The following is a 24,089-nucleotide window of genomic DNA, read 5'->3' as shown; positions in this document are numbered from 1 at the left end:
GGTCAGAAGGTCTTGCCGGCCAGCATCTGGACCTGCTCCGCTATCGGGCCGAGCGCCAGGGCCGGGAAGAACTGCAGGCCGCCCAGGATCAGGATCACGCCGGCCAGAAGACCGACGAACAGGGGACCATGGGTCGGGAAGGTGCCGGCCGAGGCTGTTGCGCGGGTCTTGGCGGCCAGCGAGCCGGCGATCGCCATCATCGGCACGATGTAGGCGAAGCGGCCGAGCAGCATCGACAGGCCGAGGGTCGCGTTCCACCAGGAAGTGTTGGCGGAGAGCGAGGCGAAGGCCGAGCCGTTGTTCCCGGCCGCCGAGGAATAGGCGTAGAGGATCTCGGACAGGCCGTGCGGCCCGCCATTGCCGAGGCCGGCCAGGGCCGCCGGCAGCACCGCGGCCACCGCGGAGAAGCCGAGGATGGTGGCCGGCAGGACCAGGACGGCCAGCACGGCCATCTTCACCTCCCTCACCTCGATCTTCTTGCCGAGATATTCCGGCGTGCGCCCGACCATCAGGCCCGCCACAAACACCGCGATGATCGCCATCAGCAGCAGGCCGTACAGGCCGGAGCCGACGCCGCCCGGCAGGATCTCGCCCAGCTGCATCAGCAGCAGCGGGATCATGCCGCCGATCGGGGTGAACGAGCCGTGCATCGCGTTGACCGCACCGCAGCTCAAGCCGGTGGTGACGGCGGCCCAGAGCGCCGAGAGCGCCAGGCCGAAGCGGACTTCCTTGCCCTCCATGTTGCCGCCGGCGGGATCAAGGCCGAGCGAGGCCAGGACCGGGGTGCCGCTTGCTTCCGCGGCGTAGATGATCGCGGTGGCGGCGAGCAGGAGCAGGCCCGTCACCGCCAGCAGGGCGCGAGCCTGGCGGCGGTCGCCGACCAGCCGGCCGAAGGCGAACAGGAGGGCGGTCGAGACCACCAGCATCTGCCAGGTCTGCAGGAAGTTCGCGAGCGCGGTGGGGTTCTCGAACGGGTGGGCGGCGTTGGCGTTGAAGAACCCGCCGCCATTGGTGCCGAGCTGCTTGATCGCTATCTGCGACGCCACCGGCCCCAGGGCCAGGGTCTGCTGGCCGCCCTCCAGGGTCGTCGCGGCGGCCGAGCCCTCCAGGGTCTGCGGGACGCCCAGCGCCACCAGCAGCACCGCGGTCACCGCCGCCAGCGGCAGGAGCACATAGAGAACCGAGCGGGTCAGATCGACGAAGATGTTGCCGACCGTGCCGGCACCGGAGCGGGCGAAGCCGCGCACCAGCGCCACCGCGAGGGCGAGGCCGGTGGCGGCGGACAGGAAGTTCTGCACGGTGAGCCCGGCCATCTGGCTGAACTGGCTCATGGTGGTCTCGCCGCCATAGGCCTGCCAGTTGGTGTTGGTCACGAAGCTGACCGCGGTGTTGAAGGCGAGGTCCGGGGAAAGGCCCACGAAGTCCTGCGGGTTCAGCGGCAGGACGCCCTGCAGGCGCAGCATCCCGTAGAGGAGCAGGAAGCCCGCCGCATTGAAGGCGAGCATGCCGAGCGTGTAGCCGAGCCAGCCCTGCTCGGCGGCGGGATCGACCCTGGCTGCGCGGTAGAGCAGCCGCTCCACCGGGTGCAGGACGGGCGAAAGGAAACTGCGTTCGCCGGCATAGACCCGTGCCATGAAGGCGCCGATCGGCGCGGCGCACAGCAGCACGGCGGCGAACAGCAGCAGGATCTGCAGCCAGCCATCGATGGTCATGGCGATCTACCTTGGAGGTCGCGGCGTCAGAACTTCTCGGGCGACAGCAGCGTCGCCACGAGATAGAGCGCCAGGCCCAGCGCGGCGGCGCTGCCCAGGATCATGTCCAGCATGGCGATCAGGCCCGTGCTGCCAGGCGGGCATAGGCGACCATCAGCGCAAAGAAGCCGCCACCGGCGACCAGGTAGAGAATGTCGAGCATGTCCGGGCTCCTTGATGGAGGAGCCCTTCTAGGTCCGGCGCGCGTAAAGGGGCCACGCGGAAGCCGGCGGGACGACATAAGGAGAGCGTAAAGGCCAGCACGGCCGATCTCGGCCGAGATACCTCCACCCCGGTGGATCAGAAGAGCATGTTGATCAGCAGGCTCCGAAGGTTGGCGCTGCTGCCGCTCAGGAAGCCGGCCTCGGCCAGCGCCTGCCGGCGCAGGTCGTTGAAGGCCAGCCGCTGGGTCATGTCGCGATAGAACGAGGCGGCCTCGGCAGCCTTGGCGTTTTCGTCGATCGCTTCCTCCGGCACGGGTTCGGCCGGCTCTTCACCCGGTGCTCCCTCCCCGGCATCGGTCTTGATGGCCAGGCCGATCAAGCCGCCGGTTCCCCGAAAATTCCCGCCGCCCAGCTGGTTGCCGCCGACATTACCGTTCGGGAGGAACAGATAGACGGTCTGGGCTGCCGACAGGATCTGCACCGTGGTCGGCGGATCGTCCTCGCCTCCGGCCGGTGGTGGAGGCGGAGGGGGCGGCGAGACCGGAGGCGGAGGAGGCGAGACCGGAGGTGGAGGTGGAGGCGGGGGCGGAAGCGGTGGGGGCGGCGGTGGTGGCGGTGGCGGAGGCGGCGTCTCATAGACATGCGTCGTCGCAAAGCGGCGGCCGACCACGCCCCAGTCGTTCCCGTCCTGGGCCTGCGACTGCCAGAGCGCCATCAGCCCGCCATCCTTGGACGCCGCGAACGATGGCGCGGCTTGGTCCTTGACGGTGGTGGCGTTGACCCGGAACTCGTCGCCCGCGGCAGTCCCGTCGCTCCGGTACTGGCGGGCATAGATCCCGTAGCCGTCGCCGTCCTGGCTCTCCGACTGCCATCCGGCCACAAAGCCTCCATCCGCCAGGGCGGTCAGGGTGACGTTCTGCTGGTTCTTGGAAGTGGTCGTGTTGATCCGGAACTCGACGCCGGCGGCCGACCCGTTGGCACCGTAGCGCTGGGCATAGATCCCGTAGCCGTCGCCGTCCTGGCTCTCCGACTGCCAGGCCGCGACGAAGCCGCCATCCGCCAGGGCGGTGAGGCTGACATTCTGCTGGTGCTTGGCCGTAGTCGTGTTGACCCGGAACTCGCCGCCGACGGCCGACCCGTTGGCACCGTAGCGCTGGGCGTAGATCCCGTAATTGTCGCCGTCCTGGTTCTCCGACTGCCAGGCGGCGACGAAGCCGCCATCCGCCAGGGCAGTGAGGCTGACATTCATCTGGTTCTTGGTCGTCGTCGTGTTGACGCGGAACTCGCCGCCGACGGCTGCTCCGTCGGCACCGTAGCGCTGGGCGTAGATCCCGTAGCCGTCGCCGTCCTGGTCGTCCGACTGCCAGGCCGCCACGAAGCCGCCGTCCGCCAGCGCGGTCAGGCTGACATTCTGCTGGTTCTTGGCCGTGGTCGTGTTGACCCGGAACTCGGCGCCGACCTTGGTCCCATCGGCGCCAAAGCGCTGGGCATAGACACCGTATCCTGTGATCGGGATGCCCAGCAGGTTGGCGTCCTGGTTCTCCGACTCCCAGGCGGCCACGAAGCCACCGTTCGCCAGGGCAGTGATGCTGACGTTCTGCTGGTTCTTGGTGGTCCTGGTGTTGATCCGGAACTCGCCGTCAAGGGCGGTGCCGTCGGCACCATAGCGGCGGGCATAGACCCCGAAGCCGTCGCCGTCCTGATCCTCCGACTCCCAGGCGGCCAGGAAGCTGCCGTCGGCGAGCGCGGTGACGCTGACGTTCTGCTGCTTCTTGTTGGTCACGCCGTTGCCGATGAACTCGGTGCCGGACGCGGTGTCGATATTGGTCGCGACAAGCTTGGGCGGGCCCGGATCCGGCGCCGGCGGGGGCGGTGGGGGCGGCGATACGGGCGGCGGCGGTGAAACCGGCGGTGGCGGGGGCGGCGGCGATACCGGTGGGGGCGGTGGCGGCGGCGTGGTGGGCGCCGGCACCGTGACCTGGGTCTGGATCACAAGGATGAACGGGATGTAGATGCCGGTGCTCCCGCTGCCGGCGGCTCGTCCACCGCCCACCGGTGCCGTCTCGCGGCCCCCTGCCCCGACCAGGAGATGGTTGCTGCGCCAGCCGGCCGAGGCGAATCGAGTGCTCTCCGTTCCATCCGAAAGGGTCGGCTCGGTGGACTTCACGAGAGCAGGCTGAGGCGCGAAGAGGCTGGAGGAGATAAGCATCGAAATGATCTCACCTCGGATGGGGCACTTCCAGCTTGTAGGGTCTGGTTGTTAACTGAAGATAAATAGATGATGGGCATCCAGAGGTGGCTGGCCCTCGGGTACGACCGGAGGATGAGTTTCCCTGTCCGGCCGGCAAGCAGGCGAGCGAGAGCCGACCTGCCGGAGACTGGAAGGCACGGTTCACCGCCCTGTCTTCGTCCAGAACATCCTTGGGTGGATCAGGAAACCTCCAGGCCGCCAGGGCAGCATGGCGCTTCCTCGGATACCGCCCAGCCGATGGCCAGGCTCCCGGGGTCCCTATTGCGGCTGCGAGAAGATCAACCGCTGCTGTCGTCGGCGTTCAGAACCGGAAGGTCACTCCGACGATCGGTCCGCTCAGGGCGACGTCCCAGGTGAAGCCATCCTCCTTGTAGTCGACATCCAGGTGCCGGTATCCGGCCCGGACCGCGATCCAGTCCCGTATTTCGTAGTCGACGGTCCCGACCAGCTGCCAGGTGAACTCGGATCCGACGCCAAAGCCGCCCGCATCCGCGCTGGCCGTGATCGAGAAGCCCCGTCCGAGCACAGCCTGGCCTCGCACGCCCAGGATCGGGTCCAGCCAGGTCTGGCTTTCGCCGTCGCTTCGCTCGGGCAGGCGACCGGCCAATGCCTTGATCTTGGTGTCGACGTACCAGAGCCGGCCGCCGGCAAAGACGTCGAGCGCGACAGATCTGTCGTCGATGGCCCGATAGTAAGGGGCCACGGTCAAGAACGTCGTGTCCATGTCGGCTTCCACGCCGCCGAACAGGCCGCCGGGGGTGGCGTTGCTGTCCGACAAGGACAGGTAGACCAAATCGCCAAGCACCCCGAACCTGCCGTGGCGTGCGTCGCCCGCAAGCATCAGCGCGAAATCGGTGTCGGAGATGATGTCATCGAAGTCGGCGTCGACCTTCACCGTCGGCAGGTTGGACCTCGTGCCGACATCCCCTTGAAGGCCGGCAGCCCAGAGATAGGGAGAAAGCTGGAATTGCCAGCCGTCGGAGGACGTCAGCGCCTCGTCCTGGGCCCGAGCAGTTCCCGATGCACCCAGCAGCAGCGCCGCTAACGACCATGCCTTGATGCCACGCCAGCCCATGCCCCGGATGATCATGTTGCTGCAAACCTCCAACCGATGGCGGTCCCTGCAGTAGCCGGGCCAGGAAGAATTCCCGGACCGGCGCTCTGGCCTCCCCAGGCCCGAGATCGAGCCGGCTGGGCCAAGATGTACAAAGGAAAGCCACGGGCGGCACGTTCAATCTCCGAACGTGCCCGGCCCCTTGCTAGGCCAGCAGACTGAGCGCCTCCGCTTCGCTCAAGGCCGGCGGGCGCTGGCAGCTGTCCTCGATCGTCACGACCCGGCCGTCCCCCCCGGCCACCAGCACGCCCTCCATGACCGCGGTGACGTGCAGGCCGAGGCCGCCCGCCAGGCGGGGCGTCCGGCCCTGCCGGATCGCCTGCGCGAACTCCGCGATGCCGAGGCCGCGATGGTTGGCATGGACCGGCGCGTCGAGCGGATAGTTGGCGGCGCCGAACGGAGCGCTGCTGGTGGGAATCTCCTGCCAGCCCTCGGCGCGGGTGCCGATCTCGACGACGCCTCCCATGAAGTTCGGATCGGGCACCCGCAGCGACGCCCGCGTCCCGTACAGTTCCAGCGGCCGGTGGCCGTGCGCCTCCACGTCCCAGCTGGAGCCGTACATCACCTTCGCGCCGCCGGCGAAGTCCAGCAGCGCCATCACCGTGGTGGGCGTCTCCGGCCGGATCGTCCGGCCCTGCATCGGCCCCTCGGCGGTGACCAGACGCTCCGTCAGGCCGGTCGCCGAGAGCGCCATGACCCGGGCCACCGGCCCCAGGAGCTGGACGAGCTGGGTGATGTAGTAGGGGCCCATGTCGAACACCGGGCCGCCGCCCGGGCGGAAGTAGAATTCCGGGGACGGGTGCCAGTGCTCCATGCCGCGGGACATGACGAAGGCGGTGCCGGCGGTGACTCTGCCGATCCCGCCCTCGTCGACCAGCCGCCGGGCCAGCTGCCCGCCCGGCCCCAGGAACGTGTCGGGCGCCACCGCCAGCTGAAGTCCCTGCCGCTGGGCCAGGTCCGTCAGGTCGCGGGCATCCTGCAGCGAGGTCGCGAGAGGCTTCTCGCTGTAGACATGCTTGCCTGCCTCCAGGGCCGCGGAGCTGACCGCGGCATGGGCATTGGGTACGGTCAGGTTCAGGACGATGTCGATGTCGTCCGCCCCCATCAGGTCGCCGGGTGTGCCGGCGCGCAGCCCGTAGCGGTCGGCCAGCGCCATGGCGACGTCGGCCCGCAGGTCGGCGCAGGCGCGGATCTCGATGTCGGCGAATTGCGGGGCGTTGCGGCAGTAGATGTCGGCGATCACCCCGCAGCCGACGATGCCGATGCCAAGCTTGCTCATCTTGTCGCCTCACCAGCTCCGCATGGTCTCGATCGAACGGGCGGCGAAGCGCAAACCGTCCGAGGGCTTGTCGTGTTCCGCGATCCAGTGGCGCGTGCCCGCCGCCTTCAGCGCCGGCACGATCAGGCCCCAGTCGAGCATGCCGTGGCCGACATCGGCCCAGCCGTCCTCGCCGTTGCCGCCATTCGGATCGATGTCCTTGACGTGGGCGGCGACGATCCGCTCGGGATAGCGCCGGATCCAGTCGGTGGGGTCCTCGCCACCCCGCGCCACCCAGGCGACGTCGCACTCCCACAGGACATCGTCGGAGGCGGCCAGCAGGTGCTCCATCGGGCGGCTGCCATCGGGAAGCTGCAGCATCTCGAAGTCGTGGTTGTGCCAGGCGAGCTGCCGGCCGGCGGACTTCGCCTTCACGGCATAGCCGGCAATCTCCGCACCGATGCGCATCCAGCCAGGCGTGTCGCCCGGCCGGTCGTCCGGCTGCAGGAACGGCACCACGATGACCTCTAGGTCCAAGGTCTCCGCGATCCGCAGCACGTCGTCCATGCCGCAGCGCAGACGGTCGAGACCGACATGGGCGGTGGGCGACGCCAGGCCGACCCGCCGGATCGACGCGGCGAGGCCGTCCGGATCCGTCATCAGGGCGCCATAGGGCTCAACCTTCCGATAGCCGAGATCGGCCAGTTCCTGGAGGCGGAGGTCGAGCGGCGGGAACTCGCGCAGCGAATAGAGCTGCAGGCCGGGTGCGATGGTCATGGGGATCCTGTGATCTTGGAAGCGCGTCAGAGCCGGCGGCCGTCGTCTTGGGCGAACAGCGACACCCGGTCGACCGGAAGGTGCAGGGCCAGGCGTTCGCCCACGGCGATCCGCCGGTCGCTCTCGGTGCGGATCGACAACAGGTCGGGGCCGGAGCGGACCCAGACCAGCATGTCGGCGCCCATCGGCTCGGTCATCTCGACCAGGAAGCCGGTCCAGACCCCGGCCTCGGCCGGCTGCAGATGCTCGGGGCGGATGCCCAGGGTGACCTCCTGGTGCTGGCTCGGCGGCCGCTCGAACGGATAGTCCGGCAGCGGCAGGTGGTGGGTTCCGTTGCTGAACAGCCAGCCGCCCTGGTCGGTCGCCTCCAGCCAGCCCTCGACGAAGTTCATGCGCGGGCTGCCGACGAAGCCGGCGACGAACCGGTTGGCCGGCCGGTGGTAGATCTCGTGCGGCGGCGCCAGCTGCTGGATCTTCAGGTCCTTCATGACGGCCACCCGATCGGCCAGGGTCAATGCCTCGATCTGGTCGTGGGTGACGTAGATCATGGTGGCGCCGAGCTGCTGGTGGAGGCGCTTGATCTCCACGCGCAGCTCGTTGCGGAGCTGGGCGTCGAGGTTGGACAGCGGCTCGTCGAACAGGAACACGTCGGCGTCGCGCACCATGGCGCGGCCGATGGCGACGCGCTGGCGCTGGCCGCCGGACAGCTGGTCCGGCCGGCGGTCGAGCAGATGGTCGATCTGCAGCATGCCGGCCGCCTTGGCGACCCGGCGCTCGATCTCGTCTTTGGGCGTCTTCGCCATGCGCAGGCCGAACGACATGTTCTTGCGCACGCTCATGCGCGGATAGAGCGCGTAGGACTGGAACACCATGGCGATGCCCCGGTCCTTGGGCTCCTCCCAGGTGACGTTGCGCCCGCCGATCCAGATCTGGCCGGTGGCGACGTCGAGCAGGCCGGCGATGGCGTTGAGCAGGGTGGACTTGCCGCAGCCGGACGGACCCAGGAGGACCAGGAACTCGCCGCGCTCGACCTCGAGGTCGAGCTGGTCGAACACGCTGATCGCCTGGAAGGCCACCGAGATGCCGCGAAGCGAGACATCGGCCATGATCGCTAACCCTTCACCGCGCCGGCGGCGATGCCGCGCACGAACCAGCGCCCGGACAGGAAGTAGACGGCGAGCGGGACCAGGGCGGTCAGGATGGTCGCCGCCATGTCGACATTGTAGGCGCGCTCGCCCTGGGTCGAGTTGACGATGTTGTTGAGCTGAACGGTCATGGGCAGGTTCTCCCGGCCGGCAAAGGTCAGGCCGAAGATGAAGTCGTTCCAGATGCCGGTGACCTGCAGGATGGTCGCCACGATCAGGATCGGCGTCGACATCGGCAGGAGCACGTGGGTGAAGATCGTCCAGAAGCCGCCGCCGTCGATGCGCGCGGCGTTGAACAGCTCCACCGGCAGGGAGGCGTAGTAGTTGCGGAACAGGAGCGTCATGATCGGCATGCCGAACACCACGTGGACGATCACGATGCCGGCCAGCGAGTTGTAGATGCCGGCCTGGGAGAACATCCGCACCAGGGGGTAGAGGAACACCTGGTAGGGGATGAAGGCGCCGGCCAAGAGGATGCCGAACAGGATGTTGGCGCCCTTCACCTTCCAGAACGACAGCGCGTAGCCGTTCACCGCGCCGGCCAGGACCGAGAGGACCAGGGACGGCACCAGGATCCGCACCGAGTTCCAGAAGCCCACGCTGATGCCGCCGCATTCCAGGCCGGTGCAGGCCGCGGACCAGGCCTGGATCCAGGGCTGGACGGTCGGGCTCGACGGCCAGGCCAGGATGTTGCCCTGCCAGACTTCCTCCATCGGCTTCAGGGAGGTCATCACCATGATCCAGAGCGGCAGCAGGAAGAACGCCGCCGCACTCAGGAGAAAGGCGTAGACGCCGATCCTGGCGATGCCGACGCGGCGCGGCCGGCGGCCGGAGGGCTCGACGGAACTCATGGCTGCCTCCCGGCGGCGCGGATGTACCGGGCATAGATCCAGGGCGCCAGGGCCGCGACCACGGTGACCAGCATCATGGTCGCAGCGGCGGTGGCCAGCCCGATATTGTTGCGCTCGAAGAAATGGTCCATCACGAACTTGGCGGGGACTTCCGAGGCGATGCCGGGCCCGCCCCGGGTCATGGCGACCACCAGGTCGTAGAGCTTCACCACCTGGACGGCGAGCAGCACCGTCGCGGTCACGATCATCGGACCGATCAGCGGCAGCACGATCGAGAGATAGACCCGCCAGGGCGGGATCCCGTCGATACGGGCGGCCTTCCACAAATCCTCGTCGACCCCGCGCAGGCCGGCCAGGAGGATCGCCATGACTAGGCCCGCCGCCTGCCAGACCCCGGCGATCACCAGGGTGTAGATCACCATCTCCTGGTTCACGAGCCAGTCGAAGGTGAAGCTTGGGAAGCCCGCGTCGCGCACCAGCTTCTGCAGGCCGAGCGTGGGGTTCAGGAACCACTGCCAGGCCAGCCCGGTCACCACAAACGACATGGCGTGCGGGAACAGGAAGAGCGTGCGGAAGACGCCCTCGGCGCGGATCCGCTGGTCGATGAACACGGCCAGGAGAAAGCCCAGGACGAGGCAGCCGCCGATGAACAGGACGCCGAAGATGCCGATGTTGATCGCGGAGACCGTGAACCGCTCGTTGGCGAACAGGCGGTCGTACTGCTGCACCCCGACCCAGTCGAGCACCGGCAGGAGCTTGGAACTGCTGAAGGACAGCCGCACCGTCCACAGCATGCAGCCGAGATAGACCACGACCACGACCACCGCGAGGGGGATCAGGGCGATCGTCGCGGCCAGGCCCCGCCGGCGCCGGTGCTGGCGGGCGGGCTGGCTCGCGGTGGCAAGGGTAGAAACAGCCATGGGCCGGCTCCGGATCAGCGGTCAGCCGGCAGCCTGCATGGCGCCGACGAACCGCTGGACGAACTCGTCCGTGGTCATCGAGGGATTGTTCCAGAACTGGGTGATGACGTCATCGAGGGCGCCCGACAGGTCGGGGCTGATCAGCATCTCCGTGGTGGGCACCTGCCGCGCCGGATCCTTCAGCGCGGCCGCTCCCTTCTGGGCACAGGCATCCATGCCCGACACGTCGACATCGAGCCGGGACGGCACCGACCCCTTGATCTGGTTGAAGGCGACCTGGGTCTCGGGCGCGAACATCACCTCGGCGAGCGCCACCTGGGCGGGGGTGGCTTCCTCCTGACCGGCGGCGGGGAACACGAACATGTCGCCGCCCATCAGGTAGCCGCCCTCGCCGATGATCGTGCAGCCGAAATCCTCGCCGGGCTTCTGGCCGGCGGCGGCGAACTCGCCCTTGGCCCAGTCGCCCATGACCTGCATCCCGGCCTTGCCGGTCAGCACCATGGCGGTGGCGTCGTTCCAGTTCCGGCCGGGACTGCCTTCGTCGGTCAGGCGCTGGAGCTCCCGGAACAGGTCGGCGGTCGCCCGGAAGCCGTCGCTTTCGACCGCCTCCTGGTCGCCCTCCCGGTAGATCCGGTAGAACAGCTCGGTGCCGCCATGGCCGACCAGCACGGCGTTGAACAGGGTCCGCTCCTGCCAGGGCTGGCCGCCCTGGGCCAGGCCCACCAGCCCCGCCTCCGCCAGCTTCTGCCCGGCGGCGACGACCTCCGGCCAGGTGGCCGGCTCCTGGATGCCGGCCTCGTCGAACAGCTTCTTGTTGTACCACAGCCAGTTGATGCCGTGGATGTTCACCGGTACGGCGTAGAACTTGTCGTCCCGGGTGGTGGCGGTCACCAGGGCCGGCGGCAGCACCTCGCGCCAGTTCTGGGCGGTGGCGGCTTCCTCCAGGCTGGCGAGCAGCCCGTTGGCCACCAGCTCGTCGAACTGCTTGCCGGTGTTGAACTGCATCGCGGTCGGCGGATTGCCGCCGACGATCCGGTTGATGCCGGCGGTGCGCGCCGCCTGGCCACCGGCGATGGCGCTGTCGACCCAGGTGCCTCCTGCCTGCTCGAACTGCTTGGCGAACACGCCCACGGCGGCGCTTTCGCCACCCGACGTCCACCAGTGCAGGACCTCGGCCCGCATCTCGGCCAGGGCCATGGTCGGCACGGCAACCACCAGCGTGGTTGCCAGACAAGCCAGACGATAAGCGCGCATGGACGGTCCTCCCCTGTTTCTTGATGATGGCAGTATGCAATCGTTTGCATCTGCATTTGACAAGTCTTTTTTTTCGGCTCAAGACGATTTCATGAGTATCGAGGACAAGTCGGCATCGGGCAGACCGGCGGGCGTCCAGGCGGAGGCGGCCGCGGGGCGGCGCAATGGCCGCCCGCGGGTCACCAAGATCGAGGACGTCGCGGCCCTGGTCGGCGTGTCGGCCTCGACGGTGAGCCGCGCCCTGGCGCGGCCGGACCGGGTCCTTCCGGAGACCCGCGCCAGGATCCTTGAAGCGGTCAGGGCCACCGGCTACACGCCCAATGTGGCGGCGCGCTCGCTGCGGGCGGCGCGGTCGATGAACGTGCTGGTGGTGCTCTCCTCCCCGGCCAGCGACGACGAACCCGCCGAGGCGATGGTCACCCCGTTCTTCAACGAGCTCCTGCTGGGCGTCGACCGGGCGCTGTCGTCCAAAGGCTACGGCGTCCTGCTCGGCAATCTCTACGAGAGCGTAGAGCGCGAGGAGCGGATCGTGAACCTGGTCTCCGCCGGCCAGGTCGACGGCGTCCTCCTGATGGTCGGCCGGATGCCCAAGACCACCCGCCATTCGCTGGCGGATTCCGGGGTGCCGATGGTGGGGGTGACGACACCAGATTTCGAGAACGTGCCGGTGGTGACGATCGACGAGGAGGCGGCGGTGACGATGGCCGCCGAGCATCTGCTGGCGCTCGGCCATCGCCGCTTCGGCTATCTCGGTGGGCCCGACTGGCACCCCATCGAACAGGTCCGCTGCCGCGGGTTCCTGGCCGCCCTGGCGCGCAGCGGGATCCCGGCCGACGCGGTGACCCGCTATCCCGGCGACTTCCGGATCAGCTCCGGCATCCAGGCGGCAGCGACGTTCCTGGCGCAGGGCGAGCGGCCGAGCGCCGTGTTCGCCGCCAGCGACGAGATGGCGATCGGGTTCATGAAGGAGGTCCGCCGGGGCGGCGTGTCGATCCCGGGCGACCTGTCCCTGATGGGGTTCGACGGCATCCCGTTCGCCGAGTTCTGCGAGCCGCCGCTCACCACCATCCGCCAGCCGCGCGAAGGAATCGGCCGCAAGGCCGCGGAACTCCTGCTCCGGCTCATGCAGGGGCGCGAACTTGCCCCGGAGGAGCACGCGGTCCGGTTCGCGCCCGAACTGCAGACGGGCGGCACCACGGCGCCTCCCGGGAACTGAGGCGGGAAGCCGGGGGCCGGCGCTGGCCGCCCCCCTGCCCGATCAGTCGATGTTGACCAGCACCGCCACCGGAAGGTCCGCCAGGACCTCGTCCAAGCGGAGGCTGTCCAGCGACAGTTCCCGGCCGGTCAGCAGGTCGCGGACCCGGCCCTGCCCGGCGATCTCCGGAAGCGTCGCGTCGACCGAAGTCCCCCGCCCGGGGAAGCGGGCGGCGACCACCACCAGCAGCTCCTGCTCGTGGCGGCGGACGAAGGCGCAGACCCGCTCGGCATCCGCGCCCTTGGCCGCCAGCCCCTCATAGGAGCCTTCCGCGTAGAGGCCAGGACGCCGGCGCCGGTCGTCCAGCAGGGTCTGGACCGTCGCCAGCTTGAAACGCGCGTCCTTCCAGTCGGCGAACAGTGCCCGCATCGTGCCGGCGCGGTCCCGATCCAGCGCCGGGGCAATTTCCTCCAGGAACGTGCGGCGCTGCCCGTAGTCCACCGGCCGGCGGTTGTCCGGGTCGACCAGGCTCAGGTCCCAGAGGTCGGTGCCCTGGTAGAGGTCGGGGACGCCCGGGGAGGTCAGCTTCAGGACGGTCTGCACCAGCGTGTTGACCGCGCCCAAAGCCGCGACCTTCTCCGCGAACGGGCGGAACTGGTCGAGGAACGCGCCGGAGCGTTCGGTGTCCAGAGCATCGTCCACGAAGCCCAGCAGCGCCTCCTCATAGGCGGCATCCGGCGCCGTCCAGGAGGAGTGCAGCTTCGCCTCGCGCACCGACTTGGTCATCGCCCCCTTCAGGCGCTCGCGCAGCGTGTCGATGGCGTCCTGGTCGATCGGGCCCGACAGGAGCTCGACCGGCCATGCCCCCAGCAAGAGCTGGTAGAACAGGTACTCGTCGTTGCGATCCGGCGGCGCGTGGCCCTCGACGTCGCCGCGCCGGGCGCGCAGGATCCGGCTCCAGGCCTGGACCTGCCGCTGCCATTCCTCGGGCAGTTCCGAGAGCGCCACCAGACGCGCCCGGGTGTCCTCGCCGCGCTTGGTGTCGTGGGTCGAGCTGGACAGCATCGCTTGCGGCCAGTTCTCGGCGCGGACCTGGTTGGCGCGGTGGAAGGCCGCCAGCGTGGTGCCGAACCGGTCGGGATGCCCGCCCACCTCGTTCAGCGCCACGAAGCGGTTGAAGCGGTAGAAGGCGGTGTCCTCCAGCCCCTTGGCCATGACCGGGCCGCTGAGCTGCTGGAACTTCATGGCGCAGCGCAGGACGGCGTAGCGGCTGAAGCCGCTCTTGGGCTCGGCGACCAGGCTGCCGGAGAGCATCGCCTCGCAGAAGTCGAACACGCTCTTGTCCAGGTCCGGACGGTGCCGGCGCGCCTGGGCCATCGCCCAGGAAAGGTCGCGCTGGTCGGCCTCGCCGAAGTCGCCTTCCAGGGTCAGGTAGGTCCGGTAGACCGGGAAGCAGGCGATGATCTCGCGCAGCGCCCGCTCCAGGATGTTCTGGGTGAAGTCGGCGGTGCGCCGGTTCTGCCTGGCCACCCTGGCCGCATCCCTGGCCAGCACCGTCAGTTCGCTGGCCATCTCGGTCTGCATGATCCGGATCTTGCAGTTCCGGACGACCTCGTGGAACGGCTCCTTCGCCCCGGCGAACTCGGCATAGACCTGGGTGAACGCCTCCTCCGCCGCCGGATCGACCAGCACCCCGGTGAGCAGGTTCAGGTACTCGTAGCCGGTGGTCCCCTCGATCGCCCAGTCGTCGCGCAGCGATTCGTGGTGGGAAAGGATCTTCTCGACCACGAGGTAGAAGGGCCGCTGCTCCGAGGCGCCGTCCAGGGCCTTGCGGCGCAGGCGCTCCACGTACTGCTTGGGGTCGAACAGGCCGTCGACATGGTCGATCCGCAGCCCGTCGATCACCCCGTCGCGGAGCAGGCGGAACACCAGGCGGTGGGCGTGGTCGAACAGGTCGGGCAGCTCGATGCGCAGCCCGGCCAGCTCGTTGATGTTGAAGAAGCGCCGGTAGTTGATGTCGTCCCCGGCCACCCGGAAATGGGCGACCCGCCAGTGCTGGTCCTGGATGAGCGCGTCCAGTTCCGCCCAGCTCTCCGGCTCGCCCGGGCGGCCGTTCAGATGGGAGACGGCGGCATGGATCGCGGCGCGGATCTCCAGATTGTCGCGCACCAGTTCCGCCAGCTCGGCCTGCAGCCTGGCGGCACGCCGCGCGATTTGCGGGCGCCATTCGGTGGCAAAGGTGAATGCGTCGCCCAGCTGCTCGAGGTCCGGGTGCGCGGCGGAAATGATCCGCGCATAGTGCAGCGGGCAGATCGGCAGGGCATGGGTGTCGTAGGCCCAGACCGCGAAGCTGCCGCTCGCCTCGTCGAACTTCAGGACGAGCCGGCCCGCCTCCAGCTCGGCGCCGTACTGGTCGCCCAGGAACGGGACCAGCAGCTTGCCCTTCAGGTAGTCCTGGTTCGGGTTCCAGTCGATGTCGAACCAGCCAGCGTACTCGGAATCCGCGCCCCAGGCGAGCACGTCCAGCCAGAACGGGTTGCGCGAGCCGCCCACCCCCATGTGGTTCGGCACGAAGTCGAGGATCTGGCGCAGCCCGTGCCGGTCGAACGCCGCGCACATCCGGGCGAACGCCTCGTCGCCGCCAAGCTCCGGGTTGAGCTGGTTATGGTCGATGATGTCGTAGCCGTGGGTGCTGCCGCGCCGGGCCATCAGGTAGGGCGAAGCGTAGACATGGCTGACGCCGAGCCTGGCAAGATAGGGCGCGATCGCCGCAGCGTCGTCGAAACCGAAACCCTGGTGGAACTGGAGGCGATAGGTGGCGCCGACGTTCATGAAGACTTGGCTTTCGTATGGGTCCAGCAGATCGCCCAGGGGCCGAGTTCACCTCCGGAGACCTGCCCTTCCGTCCAGAAGGGCGATGCGTCGGTGCCGGTGAAGCCTGCCTGCGGGCTGTCTTTGAAGTTGCCGGCGAGGATCAGGCTTCCGCCGCCCTCCACGGTCCAGGACACCTCCACGGCCAGGTCGCCAACCACCGTGAAGCTGCCGCCCCGGCGGATGGACGGAAGGAGCGGCACGACCAAGCGGCGGCGAGCCGCCAGGAGGCGGCGGTACCAGTCGAGCATGTCGCGGTGGGGCGAACCGGCGCGTTCGTCCCAGGCGAGCTTTGCGGCACGAAACGTCGCCTCGGCCTGCGGATGCATGATGCGCGAGCGCACCTCCGGGTCGGCGAACTGCGGGAACCGCGAGAACTCCTTCAGCCGCCCGGCATGGACCGCCTGCCCGAGTTCGTCGGAGAAGTCGCAGAAGAAGGTGAAAGGGCGGGATGTCGCCCACTCCTCGCCCATGAACAGCATCGGCACCTGCGGCGCCAGGTGGCAGGCCGCGGTGACGGCACGAACCGCTTTGTCCGGCGCCAGCATGTGCAGCCGCTCGCCAAAGGCCCGGTTGCCGATCTGGTCGTGGTTCTGGACGAACCCGATGAAGGCGATCGGCGGCAGATGGGCGCTTGATTCGCCCCGGGCATGCCCCCGGTAGCGCATCATGTCGCCCTGGAAGGCGAAGCCCTCGGCCAGGGCGCGGCCGAGCTTCTCCGTGTCGCCCAGATATTCCTGGTAGTAGGCGTCGCCTTCCCCGGTCGCCGCCGTGTGCAGCACATGGTGGAGGTCGTCGTTCCACTGCGCGACGTCGTCGCCCAGCCGGCGCGCCTCGTTCTCCTCGTTTTCCAGGATCAGGTGGACGTGCCGCGAGGCGGAGAGACTGCCGACGATCCCACGCAGCTCATCCAGCAGATGCTGCGGGCTGTCGTCGATGATGGCGTGCACCGCGTCCAGGCGCAGGCCATCCAGGTGGAACTCGTCGAGCCAGTACATCGCGTTGTGGAGAACGAAGTCCCGCACCGGCTGGCTGCTCGGCCCGTCATAGTTGACGGCCGCGCCCCACGGGGTGTGGTGCCGGTCGGTGAAGTACACCGGTGCATACGTGCCGAGATAGTTCCCCTCGGGCCCGAAGTGATTGTAGACCACGTCGAGCAGCACCATCAGGCCGCGCGCGTGGGCCTCCTGGACCAGGACCTTCAGGTCCTCCGGCCGCCCGTAGCTGCTGTCCGGGGCGTAGGGCAGGACGCCGTCATAGCCCCAGTTGTACTTGCCCGGGAAATCCGAGAGCGGCATCAGCTGGATGGCGGTCACCCCCAGATCGACCAGGTCGTCGAGCCGATCCACCACGGCCAGGAACGTTCCCGCCTCGGTGAAGGTGCCGACATGCAGCTCGTAGATGACCGCCTCGTGCCAGGGCCGACCCTGCCACGCCCCGTCGGTCCAGGCATGGGCGGCCGGATCGATCACCTCGCTCGGGCCGTGCACGTCGTCCGGCTGGTAGCGCGAGGCCGGATCGGGGACCCGCAGCCCGTCCGGCAGCACGAAATGGTAGCGCGTCCCGGCACGGGCATCGTGCGTGACCAGTTCGTGCCAGCCGTCCTGGCCGGACTGCATGGCGATGGGATCCCGGTCATCGAGGGCCAGCTCGATGCGGGTGTGGCCGGGTCCCCACAGCCGGAAGCGGACCCGGCCATCGGCCAGGATCTCCGCCCCGTGCGGCATGTTGTGGACGCGGCTCAGGCTGGGACGCGTCTGGGCCATTTCAGGCTGGATCCGTCTGGAAGGCGAACAGCAGGAGCGATCGGCCGGTCACCCCATAGACGTCGCCGGTGGCCAGCACATGCGCCTCGGGAACCTCCTCGAGATTGGTGTCCACCAGCAGCTCCCACTTGTCGCCACCCGCGCAGGGCGGCAGCGTGAACTCCACCAGGTCGTGGTAGCCGTTGAACACGATCAGCAGCGACACGTCCTCGCCGCGCTTGCGCAGGCCGGTTGCCCGGGCGCGGCCGTCCACCATCATGCCGAAACACTTGGTGTTGCCGTTGTCCCAGTCCTCGCCCTGCATCTCCGAGCCGTTGGCGTTGATCCAGGTGACGTCCTTGACGTCCAGGTCCTCGTCGTAATGCCCGGTCAGGAAGCGGTTGCGGCGCAGGATCGGGAAGTCGCGGCGCAGCTTGGTGAGCTTCTTGACGAAGGCGATCAGCTTCTCGCCCCGCTCCGCGATGTTCCAGTCGACCCAGCTGATTTCGTTGTCCTGGCAATAAGCGTTGTTGTTGCCGCCCTGGGTCCGCGCGAACTCGTCGCCGGCCATCAGCATGGGCGTGCCCTGGGACAGGAGAAGGGTCGCCAGGAAGTTGCGCATCTGCCGTTCGCGCAGCGCGTTGATGTCCGGGTCGTCGGTCGGGCCTTCGGCGCCGCAGTTCCAGGAACGGTTGTGCGAGTGGCCGTCCTGGTTGTTCTCGCCGTTCGCCTCGTTGTGCTTCTCGTTGTAGGACACCATGTCCGCCAGGGTGAAACCGTCATGGGCGGTGATGAAGTTCACGCTGGCCCACGGGCGCCGGCCCTGATGGTCGAACATGTCCCGGGACGCGCACAGGCGCGGCGCCAGGGCTGTGGCCGCGGCCTCGCCGCGCCAGAAGTCGCGCACCGTGTCCCGGTATTGGTCGTTCCACTCCGCCCAGCCCGGCGGGAAGCCGCCGACCTGGTAGCCGCCGGGGCCACAGTCCCACGGTTCCGCGATCAGCTTGACCTCCGCCAGCAGCGGATCCTGGCTGCACGCCTTGAGGAAGCCGCTCTGGTTGTCGAAGCCGTTCGGCTCGCGGGCCAGGATCGTGCCGAGGTCGAAGCGGAAGCCGTCGACATGGAGTTCCTGCACCCAGTAGCGCAGGCTGTCGGTCACCATCTGCAGGACGCGCGGATGGCTGAGATTGACCGTGTTCCCGGTACCGGTGTCGTTGATGTAGTAGCGCGGCTCGTCCGGCAGGAGCCGGTAGTAGCTGGCATTGTCGATGCCCTTGAACGAAAGGGTCGGACCCTTCTCGTTGCCCTCGGCGGTGTGGTTGTAGACCACGTCGAGGATCACCTCGAGGCCGGCATCGTGGCAGCGGGCCACCATCTCCTTGAACTCGCGCAGGCTCTGCTCCGGCTCGTGGGCGTAGCGCGGATCCGGCGCGAAGAAGCCGATGCTGCTGTAGCCCCAGTAGTTCCGCAGCCCCTGGTCGGTCAGGTAGCTGTCGTCGAGGAAGGTGTGGATCGGCAGAAACTCGACCGAGGTGACGCCGAGCGACCGGATATAGTCCAGCACCTTGCGGTCGCCGAACCCGGCATAGGTGCCGCGCAGCTTCTTGGGCACCCCGGGGTGGAGCTTGGTGAAGCCCTTCACGTGGGTCTCGTAGATGACCGTGCGGTCCCAGGGGATGTATTGGCGCTCCGGCTCGCCCTTCCAGTCGAAGTTCGGATCGACCACCACGCACTTGGGCACGAACGGCGCGCTGTCTCGCTCGTCGAAGGTCAGGTCGTCACCGGTCTCCATCTGATAGCCGAAGCAGGCCGGGTTCCATTCGATCGTGCCGACATGGCCACGGGCATAGGGATCCAGCAGCAGCTTGTTCGGGTTGAACCGGTGGCCGGCCTCCGGCTCGTAGGGGCCGTGCACCCGGTAGCCGTAGATGTCGCCGGGCCGGACGTCGGGCAGGTAGCCATGCCAGATCTGGTTGGTGTATTCGGGGAGCTCGATCCGCTGGAGCTCTTTCTTCCCGGCTGCATCAAACAGGCAGAGCTCGACCTTGGTCGCATGGGCCGAGAACAACGCGAAGTTGACGCCCCTGCCATCCCAGGTGGCACCTTTGGGATATGGAAGACCTTCCTTGATCCTGGTGCCGTTGCTCAACGCCAATCTCCCACCATGTCATCGCACATCAATTGTGTCCGGGACCTGCTCGTCCGCAAGCGTTACGGTGCAGCCGGCCGGGGACGGTTCCGCCCGAGGCGACATGCAGAAGGCCATTTCCCCGGTGCAGGTGCGCGATCTGAACCACCATCGCCCGCCTTGGTTCCCGCGCATCCCGAGCATCGTCCGACGCCTCTTGGCCGCAGTCGGTTCTTGAACTCTCGCGGACGAAAGACCACTCGACATACCAGTGTGTTCGGTCGACCAGCAGGCAGGAGGCACGGCAGCAGCTGATGGATCCCTACCAAGTTCTCGGCGTGGCCAAGGACGCCGCGCCATCGGACATCCGGGCAGCATACCGCAAGCTCGCCAAGGAGTTCCATCCCGACCTGAACCCGGGCAGCAAGGCCGCCGAGGATCGGTTCAAGGAGGTCTCGGCGGCCTATGACCTGCTCAACGACCCGGACAAGCGCGCCCGCTTCGACCGGGGCGAGATCGACGCGACCGGAGCGGAGCGACCGCAGCAGCGGAGCTACCGGCACTATGCCGACGCCGAGCAGGGCGGCCGCTACGGGTCCGCTTCCGGCTTCGAGGACCTGTCGGGGGTGTTCGGGGACCTGTTCGGGCGGCAGCGGGGCAATGCGAACTTCCGCGCCCGCGGCCGGGACGCCCATTACAGCCTGGCGGTGGCCTTCCTGGATGCCGCCAACGGCGGGAAGCAGCGGATCACGCTGCCCGACGGGCAGACGCTGGACGTGACCATTCCCGCCGGGATCAAGGACGGCGACGTCCTGCGGCTCTCCGGCAAGGGCATGCCCGGGATCGGCGGCGGCCCGCCCGGCGACGCGCTAGTCGAGATCAGCGTCGGGACCCATCCCTTCTTCCGGCTGGAAGGCACCGACATCGTCCTGGACCTGCCGATCACCATCGACGAGGCGGTGCTGGGCGGCCAGGTCGAGGTGCCCACCATCTCCGGCCGGGTGAAGATGAACGTGCCCAAGGGCTCCAGCACCGGCGACGTGCTGCGCCTCAAGGGCAAGGGGGTGAAGCCGGCCGGCGGCATGGCTGGCGACCAGCGGATCGTGCTGCGGGTGGTGATGCCGAAGCCGGTCGACGACGAGCTCGCCAGCTTCCTGGAGAAATGGCGGCAGAGCCATGGCTATGACCCGCGCAGCGACCTCAGGAGGACGACATGAGGCGCACGGAGGACGACGTCATCCGGGAAATCCGCCAGGTCTCGATCGTGCAGCTCCGTCTGTGGGTGGCGCGAGGCTGGGTGACGCCCTGGCCCGACCTGGAAGGTCCCACCTTCGACGAGATCGACATGGCGAGGATCCGCCTGGTCCAGGAGCTCCAGGAGGAGATGGGGATCGACGAGGAGGCCCTGCCGGTGGTTCTGTCGCTGATCGACCAGCTGTATGGCACCCGAAGGGAACTGAAGGCCCTGGTGCGGGCGGTCGCCGAGGAACCGGCGGATGCGCGCCAGCGCATCTTCCAGAAGTGCCGCGCCATCCTGGAGCGGTGAAAGCAGCGGGAGCAGCGGGTGGGACAGCTGGTTGAGGGTGTCTGGAAGGACGTCTGGTACGACACCAAGAGCACGGGCGGGGAATTCCGGCGGGAGAACGCGTCCTTCCGCAACTGGGTGACCTCTGACGGATCGCCGGGCCCGAGCGGCCAGGGAGGCTTTCCTGCGGAGCCTGGCCGCTACCATCTCTATGTCTCCTATGCCTGCCCATGGGCGCACCGGACGCTGATCATGCGGGCGCTCAAGGGCCTGGACGAGATGATCGGGCTGTCGGTGGTCCACTGGCGGATGCTGGAGAACGGCTGGACCTTCGAGCGGGGGCCGGGGGTCGTCCCGGACCCGATGATGGACGCAAGCTACCTGCACCAGATCTACACCGCCGCGGAACCCCGCTTCACCGGCCGCGTGACCGTGCCGGTGCTCTGGGACAAGGAGAGAAGGACGATCGTCAGCAACGAGTCGTCCGAGATCATCCGGATGTTCAACCGCGCCTTCGACGCGGTGGGAGCCCGGCCCGGCGACTACCTGCCGGCGGAGCTGGAGGCCGAGATCGACCGGCTGAACGAGCGGATCTATGCGAACGTGAACAACGGGGTGTACCGGGCCGGCTTCGCCACCTCCCAGGAGGCCTACGAGAAAGCGGCGCTCGCCCTGTTCGAGACGCTGGACTGGCTGGAGGACCGGCTCTCGTCCGGGCCGTACCTGTGCGGCGACCGGCTGACCGAGGCGGATGTGCGGCTGTTCCCGACCCTGTTCCGCTTCGATTCGATCTATGTCGGCCACTTCAAGTGCAACATCCGCCGCCTGGCCGACTACCCGAACCTGTGGGCCTACACCCGCCGCCTCTACCAGGTGGACGAGATCCGCGGCACCACCAACATGATGCACGCCAAGCGGCACTATTACGAGAGCCACCGGACCATCAACCCAAGCGGGATCGTCCCGGTCGGTCCTGAGATCGACTTCGACCAGCCGGTGTGAAGATCAGCCGGCGGCCGCGGCCAGGCTGACCCTGATCCGGCAGCCCGGCCCGTCCTCGACGGTGATCGATCCGCGATGCCGCTCGACCACCCGGCGCACGATGGCCAGACCCAGGCCCGCGCCGGCGGATGCCGCGTCGCCCTTGCGGAACCGCTCGAAGGCGGCCTCGCCCAGCTCCGGGGGGATGCCCCTGCCCTCGTCGCTCACCACGAGATCCACCCGTCCGTCCCGCGCCAGCGCCACGGCCACGACGATCCTGCCGGCGCCGTGGCCGAGCGCGTTCTCGACCAGATTGCGCAGCATGTCGCGCAGTTCGTCCGCCACCCCGTCCACCGGCGCCGGCACCGGCGCGTCCACCTCGATCGTCCGCCCCTCGGCCTCGGCCAGCGGCAGGAGCGACGCCGCGACTTCCCGGGCGATCCGGGACAGGTTGAGCGGCGCCCAACCCTCCGCCACTGCCTGGCCCGGGCTTTCCCGGCGCGCCAGGGCCAGCATCTGCTGCACCAGGCGGCGCAGGTGGCCGAGTTCCCGCTCGATCGCCGGCCAGTCCGCCGCGCCGCCGGCCTGCACCCGCTGCAGGCGCAGGGTCAGCGCCGCCAGCGGCGTGCGCAGCTCGTGGGCGGCGTCGGCGGTCAGGCGCCGGACCGCGCCATAGGCGGTGGTCAGCCGCTGCAGGGCGCCGTTGGCGGCATCCACCAGGGGCAGCACCTCGCTGGGCAGGCCCCTGGTGGGGATGCGGGCATCCGGCGCCTCCGGGCTCACCAGGGCGGCCGCCCGGGAGGCGCGCAGCACCGGGCGCAGGCTCCAGCCGGCCACCAGCCAGATGGCCGTCATCGACATCAGCGCGAACGGGAGCATGGTGTAGAACAGGAACTCCACCGCTTCCTCGGTCAGTTCCTCGACCAGGCCCGGCGAGGAGATGTCCGCCCTGGCCACCTGCAGGATCCGCCCGTCGCCGGCGGCCACCACGACCAGACCAGCCTTTTCCTGGCCGACATCGACCCGGCGCACCTGCCCGAACGGCACCCCGAGCGGGCTCGGCAGCCCGGCCGGCAGGTTGGGGGAGTGGTCGAGGACGCTGCCGTCGGCGGCGTAGAGGACAAAGTGGAGGAGCGAGTCCGGCTCGCGATAGGCGGTGGCCCAGTCAGGCGGCAGCCGGTCCACCGCCACGGCGTCGCCCTGTATCGCCTCGGTGGTGATCCCGGCCTGCCGGTGCAGCGCGCTGCCCAGCAGATCGTCCTGCAGCTCGTGGATCTCCGCCCAGTAGAACAGGGAGGAGCCGCCCAGGCCCAGAAAGAACGCGAACAGCATCACCAGCGCCAGCCGGAGGCGCAGGCTGAAGTGCCTCATGCCGGCTCGTCCGCCACCAGCCGGTAGCCGATGCCCCGGCGGGTCTCGATCCGCGCACCGGCGCCGGCCAGGTCGAGCTTGCGGCGCAGGCGCGAGACCAGGGCTTCCAGGGCGTTGGGGGTCACCGCGTCATCCAGGCCATAGATCCGCTCCTCCAGGACATCGCGCACCACCACCCGGCCGTTCGCGCGCAGGAGCTGTTCCAGGAGGGCCAGCTCGCGCCGCTGCAGGTCGAGCGGCTGCCCGCCTGCCCTTGCCTCGCGATGGCTGGTGTCCAGCTCCAGCCGTCCGCAGCCGAGCACCTCGTGGCTGCGGCTGCCTGGCCGGCGCAGGACTGCGCGCAGCCGCGCCTCCAGCTCCAGGAGGTCGAAGGGCTTGACCAGATAGTCGTCGGCACCGGCGTCCAGGCCGCGGATCCGGTCCGGCAGCGCATCCCGGGCGGTCGCCAGCAGGGCCGGCAGGGCGTGGCCGGTGCGCCGGCGGATCTCGGCCAGGAGGTCCATGCCGTCCATGTCCGGCAGGCCCAGGTCGAGAACCGCAGCGTCGTATTCCGCCACCGCCACCGCGGCCAGCGCATCCTCGCCCCTGCCGAACGCGTCCACCACGAAGCCGCGCGTGGCCAGATGCTCGGCCATCACCTCGCGCAGGGCCGGATGGTCTTCGACGAGCAGGATTCGCATGCGGGGGCGCCAGGCTTCCGATCAGGATGTTCCTCATGCCACGATGTCAGGTTGTGGTCAGCCGGCGCGTCGATGAGCGGGGGCACCAGACGCACCAAAAGGATGTGA

The 24,089-nt window shown here is 68.7% G+C and carries 19 protein-coding genes; 4 read left to right on the top strand and 15 right to left on the bottom strand.

From position 1 onward, the window contains the following. Nucleotides 1-2: 2 nt before the first annotated feature. The 10 genes from kdpA to GEMRO_RS0117030 form a co-directional block, all read right to left on the bottom strand. Nucleotides 3-1,712 (bottom strand): potassium-transporting ATPase subunit KdpA, encoded by a 1,710-nt coding sequence (kdpA, locus tag GEMRO_RS0117080; protein WP_027134980.1) that lies wholly within the window; start codon nt 1,710-1,712, stop codon nt 3-5. A gap of 26 nt (nt 1,713-1,738) precedes the next feature. After that, nucleotides 1,739-1,816, bottom strand: coding sequence for a potassium-transporting ATPase subunit F (locus tag GEMRO_RS36000; protein WP_407645434.1), 78 nt, complete (start codon nt 1,814-1,816; stop codon nt 1,739-1,741). A gap of 235 nt (nt 1,817-2,051) precedes the next feature. Further along, entirely contained in the window at nt 2,052-4,124 is a 2,073-nt protein-coding gene (locus GEMRO_RS34720; protein WP_027134979.1) for a hypothetical protein, read from the bottom strand. Between the two features lie 343 nt (nt 4,125-4,467). Next, nucleotides 4,468-5,256 (bottom strand): porin family protein, encoded by a 789-nt coding sequence (locus GEMRO_RS30200; RefSeq protein ID WP_051329170.1) that lies wholly within the window; start codon nt 5,254-5,256, stop codon nt 4,468-4,470. Nucleotides 5,257-5,425: 169 nt separating this feature from the next. Continuing rightward, nucleotides 5,426-6,559: a Gfo/Idh/MocA family protein gene (locus tag GEMRO_RS0117055; RefSeq protein ID WP_027134978.1), complete on the bottom strand. Its 1,134-nt coding sequence runs from the start codon at nt 6,557-6,559 to the stop codon at nt 5,426-5,428. Between the two features lie 9 nt (nt 6,560-6,568). Next, nucleotides 6,569-7,315: a sugar phosphate isomerase/epimerase family protein gene (locus tag GEMRO_RS0117050; protein ID WP_035485499.1), complete on the bottom strand. Its 747-nt coding sequence runs from the start codon at nt 7,313-7,315 to the stop codon at nt 6,569-6,571. A gap of 26 nt (nt 7,316-7,341) precedes the next feature. Then, a complete protein-coding gene (locus GEMRO_RS0117045; RefSeq protein WP_035485496.1) occupies nt 7,342-8,421 on the bottom strand; it encodes an ABC transporter ATP-binding protein in 1,080 nt (359 codons plus the stop codon). A 5-nt stretch (nt 8,422-8,426) separates the two neighbouring features. Next, nucleotides 8,427-9,311, bottom strand: a complete 885-nt coding sequence (locus GEMRO_RS0117040; RefSeq protein WP_027134976.1) for a carbohydrate ABC transporter permease — start codon at nt 9,309-9,311, stop codon at nt 8,427-8,429. Continuing rightward, nucleotides 9,308-10,231 (bottom strand): carbohydrate ABC transporter permease, encoded by a 924-nt coding sequence (locus GEMRO_RS0117035; RefSeq protein ID WP_084507075.1) that lies wholly within the window; start codon nt 10,229-10,231, stop codon nt 9,308-9,310. Before GEMRO_RS0117035 ends, GEMRO_RS0117040 begins: the two co-directional genes overlap by 4 nt. A 21-nt stretch (nt 10,232-10,252) precedes the next feature. Continuing rightward, the gene (locus GEMRO_RS0117030; protein ID WP_027134974.1) at nt 10,253-11,485 is read right to left on the bottom strand and encodes an ABC transporter substrate-binding protein; all 1,233 of its coding nucleotides are present in this window, start codon (nt 11,483-11,485) and stop codon (nt 10,253-10,255) included. A 91-nt stretch (nt 11,486-11,576) separates the two neighbouring features. Here GEMRO_RS0117030 and GEMRO_RS0117025 point away from each other — a divergent pair, with 91 nt between their 5' ends. Then, on the top strand, nt 11,577-12,701 hold the full coding sequence (locus tag GEMRO_RS0117025) for a LacI family DNA-binding transcriptional regulator (RefSeq protein WP_051329169.1): 1,125 nt from the start codon (nt 11,577-11,579) through the stop codon (nt 12,699-12,701). A gap of 42 nt (nt 12,702-12,743) precedes the next feature. On the opposite strand, the gene treY is transcribed toward GEMRO_RS0117025, so the two are convergent. From treY to glgX, 3 genes are read right to left on the bottom strand one after another with little or no spacing between them, the layout of a single operon-like run. Next, nucleotides 12,744-15,512, bottom strand: coding sequence for a malto-oligosyltrehalose synthase (gene treY / locus GEMRO_RS0117020; RefSeq protein WP_027134972.1), 2,769 nt, complete (start codon nt 15,510-15,512; stop codon nt 12,744-12,746). Then, a complete protein-coding gene (gene treZ / locus GEMRO_RS30195; RefSeq protein ID WP_240476708.1) occupies nt 15,509-17,317 on the bottom strand; it encodes a malto-oligosyltrehalose trehalohydrolase in 1,809 nt (602 codons plus the stop codon). Before treZ ends, treY begins: the two co-directional genes overlap by 4 nt. 1 nt (nt 17,318) lies before the next feature. Beyond that, nucleotides 17,319-19,445 carry a glycogen debranching protein GlgX gene (glgX, locus tag GEMRO_RS0117010; protein ID WP_027134971.1) on the bottom strand — a complete coding sequence of 709 codons (2,127 nt, stop codon included), beginning with the start codon at nt 19,443-19,445 and terminating at the stop codon, nt 17,319-17,321. A gap of 293 nt (nt 19,446-19,738) precedes the next feature. Between glgX and GEMRO_RS0117005 the strand changes: the two genes are divergently transcribed. From GEMRO_RS0117005 to GEMRO_RS0116995, 3 genes are read left to right on the top strand one after another with little or no spacing between them, the layout of a single operon-like run. Next, a complete protein-coding gene (locus tag GEMRO_RS0117005) occupies nt 19,739-20,641 on the top strand; it encodes a DnaJ C-terminal domain-containing protein (protein WP_035485493.1) in 903 nt (300 codons plus the stop codon). Beyond that, the gene (locus GEMRO_RS0117000) at nt 20,638-20,970 is read left to right on the top strand and encodes a chaperone modulator CbpM (protein WP_027134969.1); all 333 of its coding nucleotides are present in this window, start codon (nt 20,638-20,640) and stop codon (nt 20,968-20,970) included. Before GEMRO_RS0117005 ends, GEMRO_RS0117000 begins: the two co-directional genes overlap by 4 nt. 18 nt (nt 20,971-20,988) lie before the next feature. Further along, nucleotides 20,989-21,951, top strand: coding sequence for a glutathione S-transferase family protein (locus GEMRO_RS0116995; RefSeq protein ID WP_027134968.1), 963 nt, complete (start codon nt 20,989-20,991; stop codon nt 21,949-21,951). 3 nt (nt 21,952-21,954) lie between these two features. Here the strand turns inward: GEMRO_RS0116995 and GEMRO_RS30190 are convergent, their stop codons facing one another. Then, entirely contained in the window at nt 21,955-23,301 is a 1,347-nt protein-coding gene (locus GEMRO_RS30190) for a sensor histidine kinase (RefSeq protein ID WP_051329168.1), read from the bottom strand. Continuing rightward, nucleotides 23,298-23,981: a response regulator gene (locus GEMRO_RS0116985; protein ID WP_027134967.1), complete on the bottom strand. Its 684-nt coding sequence runs from the start codon at nt 23,979-23,981 to the stop codon at nt 23,298-23,300. Before GEMRO_RS0116985 ends, GEMRO_RS30190 begins: the two co-directional genes overlap by 4 nt. Nucleotides 23,982-24,089: the final 108 nt, after the last annotated feature.

The sequence above is a fragment of the Geminicoccus roseus DSM 18922 genome, from assembly GCF_000427665.1.
Classification (GTDB): Bacteria; Pseudomonadota; Alphaproteobacteria; order Geminicoccales; family Geminicoccaceae; genus Geminicoccus; species Geminicoccus roseus.
This window is presented reverse-complemented; position numbering and strand designations above follow the sequence as displayed.